The organism is Nitratidesulfovibrio sp. HK-II (assembly GCF_003402415.2).
GTDB lineage: Bacteria > Desulfobacterota > Desulfovibrionia > Desulfovibrionales > Desulfovibrionaceae > Cupidesulfovibrio.
Genome location: NZ_AP036014.1, coordinates 3,138,018 through 3,151,762 on the forward strand (window position 1 = coordinate 3,138,018; position 13,745 = coordinate 3,151,762).

General features: G+C 68.5%; 11 protein-coding genes. 6 read left to right on the forward strand and 5 right to left on the reverse strand.

Going from position 1 to position 13,745, the window contains the following annotated elements:
* Positions 1 to 175: 175 nt before the first annotated feature.
* From RVX_RS13195 to hflK, 5 genes are all read right to left on the reverse strand, one after another.
* The gene (locus RVX_RS13195; protein WP_230404847.1) at positions 176 to 2,503 is read right to left on the reverse strand and encodes an ATP-binding protein; all 2,328 of its coding nucleotides are present in this window, start codon (positions 2,501 to 2,503) and stop codon (positions 176 to 178) included.
* A 212-nt stretch (positions 2,504 to 2,715) separates the two neighbouring features.
* Positions 2,716 to 4,470 (reverse strand): response regulator, encoded by a 1,755-nt coding sequence (locus RVX_RS13200; RefSeq protein WP_116308194.1) that lies wholly within the window; start codon positions 4,468 to 4,470, stop codon positions 2,716 to 2,718.
* A gap of 255 nt (positions 4,471 to 4,725) precedes the next feature.
* Positions 4,726 to 5,421, reverse strand: a complete 696-nt coding sequence (locus RVX_RS13205) for a LexA family transcriptional regulator (RefSeq protein WP_007526710.1) — start codon at positions 5,419 to 5,421, stop codon at positions 4,726 to 4,728.
* A 383-nt stretch (positions 5,422 to 5,804) separates the two neighbouring features.
* A complete protein-coding gene (hflC, locus tag RVX_RS13210; protein ID WP_116308193.1) occupies positions 5,805 to 6,659 on the reverse strand; it encodes a protease modulator HflC in 855 nt (284 codons plus the stop codon).
* Position 6,660: 1 nt separating this feature from the next.
* Entirely contained in the window at positions 6,661 to 7,845 is a 1,185-nt protein-coding gene (gene hflK / locus RVX_RS13215) for an FtsH protease activity modulator HflK (RefSeq protein ID WP_007526702.1), read from the reverse strand.
* A gap of 84 nt (positions 7,846 to 7,929) precedes the next feature.
* On the opposite strand from hflK, the gene RVX_RS13220 reads away from it, so the two are divergent.
* From RVX_RS13220 to RVX_RS13245, 6 genes are all read left to right on the forward strand, one after another.
* The gene (locus tag RVX_RS13220; RefSeq protein WP_116308192.1) at positions 7,930 to 9,324 is read left to right on the forward strand and encodes a phosphomannomutase/phosphoglucomutase; all 1,395 of its coding nucleotides are present in this window, start codon (positions 7,930 to 7,932) and stop codon (positions 9,322 to 9,324) included.
* A 158-nt stretch (positions 9,325 to 9,482) separates the two neighbouring features.
* Positions 9,483 to 9,977 (forward strand): 4Fe-4S binding protein, encoded by a 495-nt coding sequence (locus tag RVX_RS13225; RefSeq protein ID WP_116308191.1) that lies wholly within the window; start codon positions 9,483 to 9,485, stop codon positions 9,975 to 9,977.
* Positions 9,967 to 11,772 carry an aldehyde ferredoxin oxidoreductase N-terminal domain-containing protein gene (locus tag RVX_RS13230; RefSeq protein ID WP_116308190.1) on the forward strand — a complete coding sequence of 602 codons (1,806 nt, stop codon included), beginning with the start codon at positions 9,967 to 9,969 and terminating at the stop codon, positions 11,770 to 11,772. Before RVX_RS13225 ends, RVX_RS13230 begins: the two co-directional genes overlap by 11 nt.
* A 12-nt stretch (positions 11,773 to 11,784) precedes the next feature.
* Positions 11,785 to 12,306, forward strand: coding sequence for a TPM domain-containing protein (locus RVX_RS13235; protein ID WP_116308189.1), 522 nt, complete (start codon positions 11,785 to 11,787; stop codon positions 12,304 to 12,306).
* Positions 12,307 to 12,432: 126 nt separating this feature from the next.
* Positions 12,433 to 12,903, forward strand: coding sequence for a ribonuclease HI (rnhA, locus tag RVX_RS13240; protein WP_043609778.1), 471 nt, complete (start codon positions 12,433 to 12,435; stop codon positions 12,901 to 12,903).
* A gap of 129 nt (positions 12,904 to 13,032) precedes the next feature.
* Positions 13,033 to 13,686, forward strand: a complete 654-nt coding sequence (locus RVX_RS13245) for a flagellar brake protein (RefSeq protein WP_116308188.1) — start codon at positions 13,033 to 13,035, stop codon at positions 13,684 to 13,686.
* Positions 13,687 to 13,745: the final 59 nt, after the last annotated feature.

A 13,745-nucleotide genomic window follows, 5' to 3' on the forward strand; every position in this document is an offset into this window, starting at 1 on the left:
GTGCGTCAGGGCGCGCCCCATGGCGCGCGCCGTGCCGCAAGCGATCCATCCCCCCCGGTTCGCATCTGTTCCGTTTGCCCCCCACCGGCCGGCAACCGGCCGCAGGGGCACGCGGCCACGCTGGCCGCCAGCCGCGCCGCCCCCCGGCGGCGCGACGGTTGACATTCTGGGCCGACTACACGCCGCCCGCACCACCGCCATGTTCCGGCAGCCCGGCCCCATCGCCCCCGGCGTGGCCGTGGCGACTGTCGCGGGTCCGCCCTTCCGCCTCGCCGCCGCCCCCCGGCGGCGAGGCCTGACGCAGGGCCAACGTGAACGCGGCCCCGCTCATGGGCGGCACGCCGCCCGACACGGAAATCTCGCCGCCCCACGATTCCACGAAGCTGTGCACGATGGCGAGGCCGAGGCCGAGGCCCTTGTGCGGATCCTTGGTGGTGAAGAAGGGGTCGAACACCCGTTCCTCCAGCCCTTGCAGGCCCGGCCCGTTGTCGGCCACGGTCAGCAGCACGCGCCCGGTCGGCGCTTCGCCGCTGGCGGACGGGGTGTCCGCCCTCTCGGGCCTGTCGGCAATGTCGGCTCGCTCCGCGCCCCCGAGCCGCGCGGGCCGGTATGCCGCCTCGATGCGGATGCGCCGGTCCGGGCCGTCTCCCGCATCCAGCGCATGCATGGCATTGACCACCAGGTTGATGACCACCTGCTCAAGTTGCACCGGGTTGGCGCGCACGGCGGGCAGGTCCGGCGGCAGGGCGCGCTCCACGGTCACCCGGTGGGCGCGCAGTTGCGCCCCCACCAGGCTGAGCGCGCGATCCACCGCCGCCTCGACCAGGGTGGGCGCCAGCGCCACGTCGCCGTGGGCCACCAGCGCCCGCATGTGATCGATGATGTCGCGAATGCGCGCCGCCTCGCCAAGGATCAGCGACAGGCGCGCCAGCAGGATTTCGCGGTCCGGGGCGCGGTCCTTTTCCGCCAGCATCTCCAGGCTGCCCGCATACAGTTGCAGGGCCGAAAGGGGCTGGTTGATCTCGTGCGCGATGCCCGCCGCCAGGGTGCCCATAGCCTCCAGCTTGCGGGCGCGTTGCAGCCGCTCTTCCACACGCAGGCGGTCGGTTTCGTCCTCCAGCATGACGATGACCGAATCCACACCCCCGTCGCCTGCCAGGATGGGGCACGAGGTCAAGCGGTACGAACGCCGCCCGCCGGAGCGGGCCGTGGCCTCCAGCCGCCATTCGTGGGTCTGGCCGTCGCGGAAGGTGGCCAGGCACGCGCAGCCGGGGCAGCGGGCGTTGTCATCGCCGCAGTGCTCGGCCAGCATGTGGCACAGCAGGCCGCCGGGCGCGGCCGACTCGCCGAACCATTCGCGCAGGCGCGGGTTGGAGGCGGTGACGCCCAGCGCCCGGTCCAGCACGGCAATGCCCAGGGTCAGGTTGTCGGTGATGGAGCGGTAGCGCCCCTCGCTGATGGACAACGCCTCCTGAGCGCGCACGCCGGAAGTGATGTCGATGCCCAGCTTGAGCACCAGGGGCGAGCCGTCAACGTCCTCGAAGGGGTAGGAATAGATGCGGAAAGCCGAGCGTCGTTCCGGGCAGGCCCATTCGCATACGCACAGGGTGCGCGAATCGAACACGTCGAAAGGCGGGCACAGCGTGCAGGGCTGGTTCTGGCCCCGGATCACCTCGTAGCAGGGGCGGCCCACGCCGGGGCCGAACAATTGGCGAAAGCCCCGGTTCTCGTAGCGGATGGAATAGTCCGGCCCCAGCAGCACCACATAGGCGGGCAGGCGGTCCAGCAGGTTGAGCAGGCGGGTGCGTTCGGTCCAGGCCGGGGCCGGGCCTTCGCTGGACAGGGGGGTGGCCGTGAGCGTGGCGCAGAACAGCGGCGCTTCGTCTTCGCCCAACCGTGGCCCGGCGGGGGGGCGCAGGGGGCGCGGGGTGACCAGCAGTTCCACCGGAGTGCCGTTTTCGCCGCGCAGCGACAGGGAATACGGCGTGGGCGCGCCGCCTGCCTGGCGATGCATCTCGCGCTCCAGCACGGAAAGATTGCCCGGCGAGGACAGCTCGCCCACCAGGCGGGGCAGGAATTCCGCCGTGGGCCAGCCGGTCTGGGGCAGGATGGCCGACGCGGCATACGAGAACGCGCCCGGCGCGGCGGCGTCCTGCGGATATGGAGAACCGGGCGGGCGGGCGGAACCGGACGGCTCGGCGGGCGGCGCGCCCGGAGAGACCTGTGGCGGCCAGGTACCGGGGGTGTCGGCTATCTGGGCCAGCAGGGCCGCCACGGGCGGGGGAAGGCGGCGCGGAAGGCGCATCACCCGGTCTGACAACGGCAGCCCCGCCGTTGCCAGACCGGCAAGCCCATCGCCGGGCGCGGCGGCTGCGCCAGGCACGTCACCAGGCACGTCACCAGGCACGTCACCAGGCACGTCACCGGGCACGTGCGGTGAAAAGGGCGCGTCATCCCCCGTGGAATGGGCGGGCGGTGCCGTATGATCGTCCTGGGTGCGCATGGCGATGCGGCATAGTGTTCTTTTTCGCACACAGCGTCAAAGTCTTTTCCACGGCCAGCGCCGCCCGGCGTCGACCATTGTCACCCAGTCCCGATCGGACACGCGCGGCATGCGCCAGCGCCATGCCGCAGCGCGGCGCGGACCGCAGGACGGCGGAGCCAACGGACCAGGGAGGGGAAAGAGTAAGGAACGCAGTGCGGGCGAAAGGCCGCCTACCCCGGCCGGGCCTGCTCCGCCATCCGGGCCACCCGCTCGATTTCCTCGTGGAAGGCGGCGGGTTGGATGGGCTTGGCGATGTAGCCGTCCATTCCGGCGGCCAGCATGCGCTCCCTGTCGCCCGCCAGGGCGTGGGCGGTCATGGCCACCACCGGCAGCACCGGGCTGACGCCGGGATGCATGGAATTGCGGATGCGGCGCAGCGTTTCGAAGCCGTTCATGCGCGGCATCTCCACGTTCAGCAGCACCATGTCGAAGCGTTCCGCCGCAAGCCGGGTCAGGGCCGCCACCCCGTCCTGCACCGTGGCGCAGGTGTGCCCGCGCCGCTGCAACAGGCGCGCGGCGATGGTGCGGGCCACCTCGCTGTCGTCGGCCACCAGCACGTGCAGTGAACGGGCTGGCTGGTCTTCGCCCGCAAGGGGAACGTCCGTGGCATGGACGGGCCTGACGGCGGAGGGCGCAGCCGGCTGCGGCAAGGCCCCTGGGGGCGCGTGCCGGAGCGGATCGGCGGCGGGCGGCGCGTGCTGGACGCGGACCGGCGATGGCCGCGCCCCCTCGCCGTGCACCGAGGGCACGGAACGCAGGCGGCAGGTGAAATGAAAAGAACTGCCCGCATCCGGCGTGCTGCGCGCCCAAATGCTGCCGCCCATCATGCCCACCAGTTGACGACAGATGGCCAGGCCCAGTCCCGAGCCCCCGTAGGTGGTTCCGGTGTCGTCCGAAGCCTGGGCGTACAGGTCGAAGATGGATTCCAGCCGGTCTTCGGCGATGCCGATGCCGGTGTCGCGCACGGTGAACAGCAGCGTGGCCCCGCCAGGCTCGCCGGGTGGGAACAGCGACTCGAACAGGCTCGGCGGCGAGGGCACCGGGGCCACCTCCACCGAGACCACGCCGGCGTGGGTGAACTTCACCGCGTTGCCCACCAGGTTGGCCAGCACCTGAGTCAGCCGCACCTGGTCGCCCGCCAGCACGGGCGGAATTTCCGGGGCCACCCGCCACGACAGGGCCAACCCGCGCCGGGCCGCCTCGGACTGCACGGAGCGCATCACCTTGCGCACCACGGCGGCGGGCTCGAAGGGGCGCTCCACCAGGCGTATCTGACGCGCCTCGAGCCGCGAGAAGTCCAGCACGTCGTTCAGCAGGGCCAGCAGCGTCTCGGCCGATTCCAGCACCGTCACCAGGTAGTCGCGCTGCTCCTCGTCCTCCGCCGTTTCCAGCGCAAGGTCGGTCATGCCCAGGATGCCGTTGAGCGAATTGCGTATCTCGTGGCTCATGCCCGCGAGAAAGGCGCTTTTGGCGATGCTGGCGTTTTCCGCCACGCGGCGGGCCTCGTCCAGATCGCGCACGGCGCGGTGCTTGAGCAGGGCCACCTCTATGGTGGAGTGCAGTTCGCGCTCCTCGAAGGGTTTCACCAGAAAGCCGAACGGCCCGCAGGCCTTGGCGCGCTCCAGCGTTGCCGCGTCGGAAAAGGCCGTCAGGAACACCACGGGCACGCCGAACTCGCCGGATATGCGCCCGGCCGCCTCTATGCCGTCCATGGCCCCGCGCAGGCGGATGTCCATCAGCACGAGGTCGGGCCGCAGTTCGCCCGCCACGCGCACGGCGTCCTCGCCGTCGGCGGCCATGGCGGGCACGGCGTATCCCAGGCGTTCCAGGGTGCGCCGGATGTCCAGCGCCACGATCTGCTCGTCATCGACAATGACCACCGATGGGCGTGAAGACTCGTGAGTGGGCTGCTGCTGTTGCGTCATGGCGCGCTGTCCGGCGGAAGAAAGGTGGTGCGACTGGGCATCGGACCGGCGGGGGACGCCGCATGCTTCGGGTTCATCACAGCGTATGCCGTGTTTCCCCACTCAACGCAAGGGACGTAGCCGCAACAGGCCACCCCGTACCGGGTTTCCCCCATGCAAAAAAAGGGACCGCGCCGCGTTCGCGGCACGGTCCCTTCGGATTGATCTGGTCATGCTCCATTCCCGCTGACCTTGCGACACCGCGGGAAATGGGGATCAGAACCGTTGCAGCACCCAGGACACACGGCCCACGATGCGTTCGGCATGCTTGTCCACGGGCAGGTATTGTTCGGGATGGGCGGGGTTTTCGGAACGCAGCACGAAGCGCCCCTTTTCCGCATCGAGAAAGATGCGCTTCAGCGCCACGCCCTCATAAGGGACGTACACGCCATAGAGTTCGCCGGAAACAACGTTCTTCTGCGCCGTATCTATGCCCACGTAAGCACCCTTGCGCACCAGCGGCTCCATGCTCGAAGCGTCCATGCGCACCACCTGCATGGTGGGGCCGGAGTAAGACTGCGGCACGGACAGCTTGCCGATGGGCTTCAGCGGTCCCCCGCCCTGCTCGGTGACCTCGCAGTGCATGGAGTGCACGGTTACCACGCTGCTCTTGGCGTCCGGGTCGCCGTAGCGGGCCGGATCTTCCAGCACCATGCCCGCCGCCGGGGCGTCCAGCGGCTGGTAGCCCTGCTCGGTGCGCAGGTACATGGGGCCAGAGGCCTTCTTGAGCCAGTCCGGGTTCAGCCCGAACTTCTCGAACAGCTTCATGTACCAGTCGGAGGGCACCGAATTGCGGCGCTTGGCGTCGGATATGCTGGACTGCCGGATGTCGAGCACCTCGGCGAGTTCCACCTGGGTGCGCGTATTGGTGGAAAGCTTGATGCGTTCAAAAACTTCTTCAAAGGTGGACACGATATTCTCCCATTCAAGAATTACGGCCCCCGGCCGCTGCCCGGCGCGATGGAAACCGGTCCCCGGCACACGTACGCCTCACATTCCGGAGGGTTGAGGCACTCCGAGAGTAATGCCTCGCACGGAACGAGCGACACGTCAATGCCATGATGCGGATACTCGCTCGCAAAAACGTGTATCTCCGCTGGCACCGATGCGCCGCTCATCACCGCCCGCAGGCCGGGTCTTTATGTTCAGGATAATACAAGAACGGTGCCACCACTGGATAGGGTCCATGATTTCCAGCGGTAACATTCTGTATAGCGCAACGCGCTTTTCGGTATCGCGCCGCCGGCGCGTAACATGTTACACAACCGTTCCGCAACGAGTGTAACAATGTTACGCTAGCGCCCCTGGAACTGTTTCAGGAACGGGTCGCCGGGGGTAAGTATGATGCGCGTGTTGTCGCGGAACACCTTTCGGTAGGCGTCCAGACTGCGCTGGAAGTCGTAGAACTCCGGCGACTGCGAGAGGGCTTCCGAGAAGATGCGGGCGGCGTCGGCGTCGCCTTCGCCCCGCAGAATTTCGGCCTTGCGGTTGGCCTCGGCCATCAGCACGGTGCGCTCGCGGTCGGCGGTCGACCGGATCTTGGTCGATTCCTCCTGCCCTTCCGAGCGGTACTGCTTGGCCTGGCGTTCACGCTCGGCGCGCATGCGGCCGAAGATGGCGCGCTGGTTTTCCGTGGGCAGGTCGGTGCGCTTGATGCGCACGTCGATGATCTCCATGCCGTACTCGCGCAGCAGTTCCGAAGTGCGGGCCGTGACGGCCCCCATGATTTCGGCGCGCTTGGAAGAGACCACCTCGGTCAGGGTGTTGCGCCCCACGAAGACGCGCAACTGCGAATACACCGTGTCGTCCAGCCGGGCCTGCGCGCCGGGGATGGTGCGTACGTTGCGGTAGAAGGTCAGCGGGTCGGTGATGCGCCAGCGGGCGTAGTTATCCAGCACGATGGCCTTCTTGTCGCTGGTCAGGGCCTCGGCCGAGCGGGCGTCGTAGTCCAGGATGCGCGCGTCGAAGTACACCACGTTCTGCACGAAGGGCAGCTTGAAGTGCAGGCCGGGCGCCACCACGCCGCCCACCGGTTCGCCCAGCTGCAGCACGATGGCCTTCTGGGTCTGGTGCACGGAGAACAGGCACTGGCTGCCCACCACCAGCAGCGCCGCCAGGGCGATGAGCACGGTTATGGTGCGGCGTTCCATGCTATTCGCCCCCCTTGCGCGCCGCTCCCGCGTCGCCCCGGGGCCGCGCCCCGTCCAGCGGCAGGTAGGGCAGCATGCGCGCTCCCGCCTCGCCCGGAATGATGATCTTTTCCATGCCGGGCGCGGAAAGCACCTCTTCCATGGCCTCCAGATACAGGCGTTTGCGGGTCACGTCCTTGGCCTTGTTGTATTCCTTCAGCACGGCCAGAAAGCGGTTGGCCTGGCCTTCCGCCTCGCGCACGCGGGCCTGGCGGTACGCCTCGGCCTGGTTGATCACCTCCGCGGCAAGACCGCGGGTGCGGGGAAGTATCTCGTTCTGGTAGGCCTCGGCCTCGTTGATGATGCGACTCTTGTCCTCACGGGCGCTGGCCACGTCCTTGAAGGCGTCGATGACCTCTTTCGGCGGATGCACGTCCTGCATCTGCACGGCCAGCACGCGCACGCCCACCTGATAGATGTCCAGAATGTCCTGCAACAGCGTGAGGGTCTCGTTCTGGATGAGCTGCTTGCCGTCGGTAAGCGCGGCGTCGATGCGGCTGTTGCCGATCACCTCGCGCATGGCGGCCTCGCCCGCGCTGCGCACCACGGCGGTGGGATTGGTGACGTTGAACAGGTACTGGACGGGATCCTTGATCTGGAACTGGATGCTGAACTGCACGTTGACGATGTTCTCGTCGCCCGTGAGCATGGCGGCTTCCTCGGGCACTATGCGCCCGCCGCCCTGCTGGAACGAGGCGCCCTGCGCCACGGAACGGAAGCCAACCTCGGCCCGCTGCACCTGGGTCACCTTGGGGGTGTACACCGTCTCCAGCGGGAAGGGCAGGTGATAGTGCGGACCTGATTCCACCGTGCGGTCGTACTTGCCGAAGCGCAGCACCACGCCCAGTTCGTCTGGCTCCACGATATAGATGCCGGAGGCCGCCCACAACAGGACGAACACCAGCACCACCACCTTCCCGGCGGGGAAGGGGTATTCGCGGAACTTGCGGAAGGTTTCGCCGAGCTTCTCGAAGTCCGGGCCAGAGGGGTCGTCCCACCCGCCGGGGCCGCCCGGTCCACCGGAACCACCCGAACCACCGGACCCGCCGGAGCCGCCGTCGTCCCCGTCGCCGGAGCCGCCGGAACCACCGCGCCACCCGGAGTGCCGCTGCCGTTTTTCTTGCAGTTTTTCCCAATCCCAGTTCATAATGCCGCAAAAATAGGGCAGATGTGGAGTGCGGTCAAGGCATGACGCCGATTCGAGGCATTTCGCCCACCTGCCGGAGCACCCATGAAACCGATTTCCGACCGGCCGTTCCGGGCCTATGACATACGCGGCATCGTGGATGCCGACTTCGACGCCGAATGGGTGGAGCGCCTGGGCCGGGCCTGCGGCACCTACCTGCTGGAGCGCGGCATCGACGCCGCCGTGGTGGGGCACGACTGCCGCCACAGCTCCCCGGCCTACCACGACGCGCTGGCCGCCGGGCTCATCGCCTGCGGCATCGATGTGGTCAGCGTGGGCATGGTGCCCACGCCCCTCTTGTACTTCGCGGTGCGCCACCTGGAACGCCAGAGCGGCATCATGATCACCGCCAGCCACAACCCTCCGGAATACAACGGCTTCAAGGTATGGGCCGGGCAGACCACCATCCACACCACCGAAATCCGCCGCATTTACGACATCCTCGCCGCCGGGCGCTTCGCCTCCGGCAAGGGCGTGGGCTGTTCCGTGGACATCGTGCCCGCCTACATGGAGGCGGTGACGCGACGCATCCGCCTCGCCGCGCGCGCGGGGGGGCCACTGAAGGTGGTGGTGGACGGCGGCAACGGAGCGGGCGGCGAGATCTGCGCCGAACTGCTGCGCCGCCTGGGCGCCAACGTCATCGAACAGTACTGCGACCCGGACGGGACCTTCCCCAACCACCACCCCGACCCGGTGGTGGAGGCCAACATGCGCGACCTGAAGACGCGCGTGGCCAGCGAGGGCGCGGACCTGGGCATAGGGCTGGACGGCGACGCCGACCGGCTGGGCGTGGTGGACGCCAACGGCCGCCTGCTGTACGGGGACGAACTGCTCTCGCTCTACGCGCGCGACCTGCTGGCCCGTCTGCCCGGCGCCACGGTGATGGCCGACGTGAAGTGCTCGCACCGCCTGTTCCGCGACATAGAGGCGCACGGCGGCACGGGCGCCATGTGGATCACCGGGCATTCGGTGATGAAGGCCCGCATGCTGGAAACCGGCACGCCGCTGGCGGGCGAGATGAGCGGTCACATGTTCTTCAACGAGGGCTGGTACGGCTTCGACGACGCCATCTACGCGGCCGCCCTGCTGCTGCGCATCCTTTCGGCATCGCCCGTGCCGCTCGCCGAACTGCCCGGCTGGCCGCCCTCGCACTCCACGCCCGAACTGCACATGCCCTGCCCCGACGAAATGAAGTTTGCCGTGGTGCGCCGCGCGCAGGAACACTTCCGCGCCCTGTACGACGTGAACGAGATCGACGGCGCGCGCATCACCTGGCCCGATGGATGGGCGCTGGTGCGGGCTTCCAACACCCAGCCGGTGCTGGTACTGCGCTTCGAGGCGGAAACGCCCGAACGGCTGGCCGAAATCCGGGCGCTGGTGGAAACCCCGCTGACCGCCTGGATAGCCGAGGCGCAAGCCGACGCGGCCGCCACCGCCTAGCCCCGTCGCAGACGCCCCACGAGCGTGCCCACCACCGCATGGGGGATTGCGGCACGCGCCCCGCGTGCGCCCGCGTCATGAGAACGGGGGACTGGGGGACCGGCAGGGGGAAGGGAGACTGGAAGAATCAAGGCTCCAGGCAATCAGGGAGATTCGCCATGAAGATACTCAAGGCCAACCGCATGGAACGCTGCATCGGCTGCCACGGCTGTTCGCTCGCCTGCGCCCGGCTGGTGCACAAGCGGCTGTCGTGGGCCACGGCGGGCATCCGCATCACCTCGGCCGGAGGGCTTTCCACCGGATTCGAGGCGCGCCTGTGCCTTGCCTGCAACCCCGCCCCGTGCGCCATGGCCTGCCCCACCGGGGCCTATGCCCAGCGCAAGGGCGGCGGGGTGAAAGTGAACCGCGACCTGTGCATCCGCTGCGGCAACTGCGCCGCAGCCTGCCCGGTGGACGCCATCCACCTGGACGGCGAAACCGGCCTGCCCTACGTGTGCATCCACTGCGGGCGCTGCGTGCCCTTCTGCCCCCACGCCTGCATCGAACTGGTCGACCTGCCGGAGGAGGCGGATGAGGCGGATGAAACGGATGGAGCGGCCGAACCGGACGGCCCGACGCGCGACGCCGGAGAGGAGGCCCGCCATGCCCGCTAACGCCACCGCCTCGCGCGTGCTGCACGTGGATCTGGCCACCGGGGCCTCGCGGGTCATCCCGTTCGAGGGCCGCCCCCTGCACCTCGGGGGCAGCGGCCTGGCCGCCGCCCTGTACGACGCCTACGGCCACCCCGCCGCCCCCGCCACGGACCCGGGCCAGCCGCTGATCTTCGCCATCGGCCCGCTGACCGGCTACTACCCCCTCATGAGCAAGGTGGTGTGCGGCTTCCGTTCGCCCTACCACGGCCAGTGGGCCGAAAGCCACGCCGGGGGCCGCCTGGCCCTGGCCCTGCGTTTTGCCGGGTACGACGCGCTGATGGTCACCGGCGCATCCCGCACCCTGTCCTGCCTGGTGGTGGGTTCGCGCAGGCTGGAGGTGCACGACGTGCACTACCTGCGCGGGCAGGACGTGTTCGTCACCGGCAAGTACCTGCGCCGCTTCGGCAAGGACAGTTCGGGCCACCGCTCCACGGTGCGCATAGGCCCGGCGGGCGAGAAGGGCGTGGCCTTCGCCTGCGCCAACGTGGATTCCTTCCGCCATTTCGGGCGGCTGGGCGCGGGCGCGGTGATGGGGGCCAAGAACCTGAAGGGCATCGTGGTGCTGGGCGACGGCGGCGCGGCCCTGCCCGAGGGCAAGGACTACCCCAAGCTGTTCCGCGACATCTACGGAGCCGTCACCGGCACCGACATGATGCAGAAGTATCACGACCTCGGCACGGCGGAGAACCTTTCGGTGCTCAACGAACTGAAGGCCCTGCCGTGGCGCAACCTGCAGGCCACCACCGACCCGGCCATCGACGGGATTTCCGGCGAGCGGTTCGCGGAACAGCTGCTGCTGCGCCAGACCGCCTGCGCCGGGTGCCCCGTGGGGTGCATCCACATCGGCCTGCTGCGCCAGCAGTTCGCGCGGGACCACGAGTTCCTGTACAAGCAGGTGTCCTACGACTACGAGCCCATCTTCGCCCAGGGATCCATGCTGGGGCTGACCAACGCCTCGGACGTGCTGGCCCTGCTGGACGACACGGAAAAGCTGGGGCTGGACTGCATGAGCGCGGGCGTGGCCCTGGCCTGGGCCACCGAAGCCATGGAGCGCGGCGTGGTTACCGAGGCCGAAACCCTGACCCCGCTGGCCTTCGGCAACGTGGCCGCCTACGTGGCCGCCCTGCATCACCTGGCCAACGGAACCAACGAATTCTGGCGCACCCTGGGCCGGGGCACCCCCGCCGCCACCGCCACCTACGGCGGGCAGGAATTCTCGTGCGTGCTGGGGCAGGAGATGGCGGGCTACGCCACGGGCGAGGTGTTCTTCGTGGCGCAGTCGCTGGGCTTTCGCCACTCGCACCTGGACAGCGGCGGCTATTCCTACGACCAGTCCGCCCCCCCGCGCGAGCCCGGCAGCTTCCGCGCGCCCGAAGAAATCGCGGCCGACGTGGACAAGGCCGTGGCCTTCCTGGCCGACGACGAGCAGAAGCGCATCGCCATCAACTGCATGGTGGCCTGCCTGTTCTCGCGCAAGGCCTATTCGCAGCAGCGCATGCAAGAAGCCCTGGCCGCCATCGGTCTTGCGGCCGAAGCGGACAACCTGCCCCAGGCCGTTCGCGCCGTGCAGGCCGCGCGCTGGCGGTTGAAGCTGCAAACCGGCTACCGGCCCGAGGAAGTGACCATTCCGAAGCGCTTCACCGAAATCACCACCTGGAAGGGCCCCATAGATACCGCCTACATGGATGCGCTGCGCCTGGCCTACGTGGACGCCATCCGCCGCATGGCGGACGAACCCGGCCCCGCGGCCGGGTAGGAAGGCCCCGCGGTGTTCCACTTCTTTCCCAAGCGCGGACGCGGCGAACCGCGCGACCCGTTGATCCATGCCGACACCCCAGGCCAGTTCTTTCTGCGCACCATGCTGCTCATCGCCGTCTTCGCCGTGACGGTATGGGCCTTCTGGGCCAACACCGAACGCCGTCTGGCCGACGTGCGCGGGGCCTCTGCCGTGTGGGACGAGGCGGAACTGCTGACCGACGCGCAGGAACAGGCCCTGCGCGAACTGGTGGACGCCTTTCGCGAAGTGCACGGGGTGAAGCTGGTCATCCACGTCCGACGCGACACCCCCACCCTGCCGAAACTGGACGCCCAGACCATCTTCGTGGGGCTGTGCCCGGCCCGGGGACAGGCGGTCGTGGAACTGCCGCCGCTGGTCCGCAAGGCCCTGGGCGACGACCTGGGCCGCACCCTGGAGAACGACTGGCTGCGGCCCGCGCTGTCCACCGGCCAATGGCCCGAAGGGCTGGTGCGCGCCCTGAAACATTTGTGGGACCAACTGGCGGGAACGTAGCCGCCCCCGCGCGGCCGACCGCCAAGGGCAACCGCCTGCCCCGCCCGCCACGCTCTCCCGCCGGTCCCCGGCGGGCGGAGCATGGGCATCCCGCATCACCCGCAACCTCAATCACCGGACCCTTGCATGACCATGAAGAACGTTCAGGCTTTCACCGACGGATCGTGCCTCGGCAACCCCGGCCCCGGCGGCTGGGCCGCCGTGCTGCGCTGCAACGGCGCAGAGCGCGAGCTTTCCGGCGGCTTCGCCCCCACCACCAACAACCGCATGGAAATCCTGGCGGTGATAGAGGCGCTTCTGACGCTGAAGGAGCCCTGCAGCGTCGACATGCATACCGACTCTCAATACGTATGCAACGCCGTGGAAAAGAAATGGCTGGCGGGTTGGCGCAGAAACGGCTGGAAGACCAGCGACAAGAAACCGGTGAAGAACCGCGACCTGTGGGAACGGCTGTTGCCCCTGCTGGAAACGCACAAGGTGCGCTTTCACTGGGTGCGCGGCCATTCCGGCCACCCGGAGAACGAGCGCTGCGACGTGCTGGCCCGCACCCAGGCATCCCGGCGCGGTCTGCCACCGGACACCGGCTACACGGAATGATGCGGCGCATTTCCGCAACCAGGGGGATGCCCCGGTAGGGTTATTCCCCATTCTTTTTTCCCGGAATTCCAGATAGAAACGCGTATGCTACCCCATACCGCAACCGCCGGACGCCCCACGGAGCGAACCATGGTGTCGAAAACATGCACCGCACAGGCCCTGGATCTGCCCTTGGGCACGCGCATGCTGCTGAACATCGCGGGCACCAAGGAGAACCTGTCCAGCGAAGTGGTGGGGCTGCAGCACTTCGAGTACCTGATCCTCAAAATGCCGCTGGTGCCCGGCATCCGCGCCCGGCTGCTGAACGGCGAGATGGTGACCCTGCGCTACATCTCGGGGGGCACCATCTTCGGCTTCAAGAGCCAGGTGCTGAACCACATCGTGAAGCCGGGGTTCCTGCTGTTCGTGGAATATCCCGACGCCATGGAACAGGTGGACCTGCGCCAGCACCGCCGGGTGAACTGCCTGTTGCCCGCCGCCCTGCATGGCCGCCACGGCGTGTACAAGTGCATCCTGCTCGACCTCAGCGAGGGCGGCTGCAAGGTGTCGCTGGAGTTGCAGCGTGACGACCCCTTTCGCGATACCGCCGTGGACGACATGCTGGTGTTGCAGTGCGGTTTCTTCGGCGGCGAGGGACAGATCCAGACCGCCCTGTCCTGCCTGGTGAAGAGCATCTCCATGGACGGGGGACGGGTACAGCTGGGCCTGAAGTTCAACGACCTCAGCACCGAAACGCAACTGGAACTGTCCACCTACCTCGACAGCGTGGCCTGCCTGGGGTGAGGCTGGCCGGGCACCGGGCCGCCCCTGGCTGGCGCTGTTTGCCCGACGCGGATAGGCGT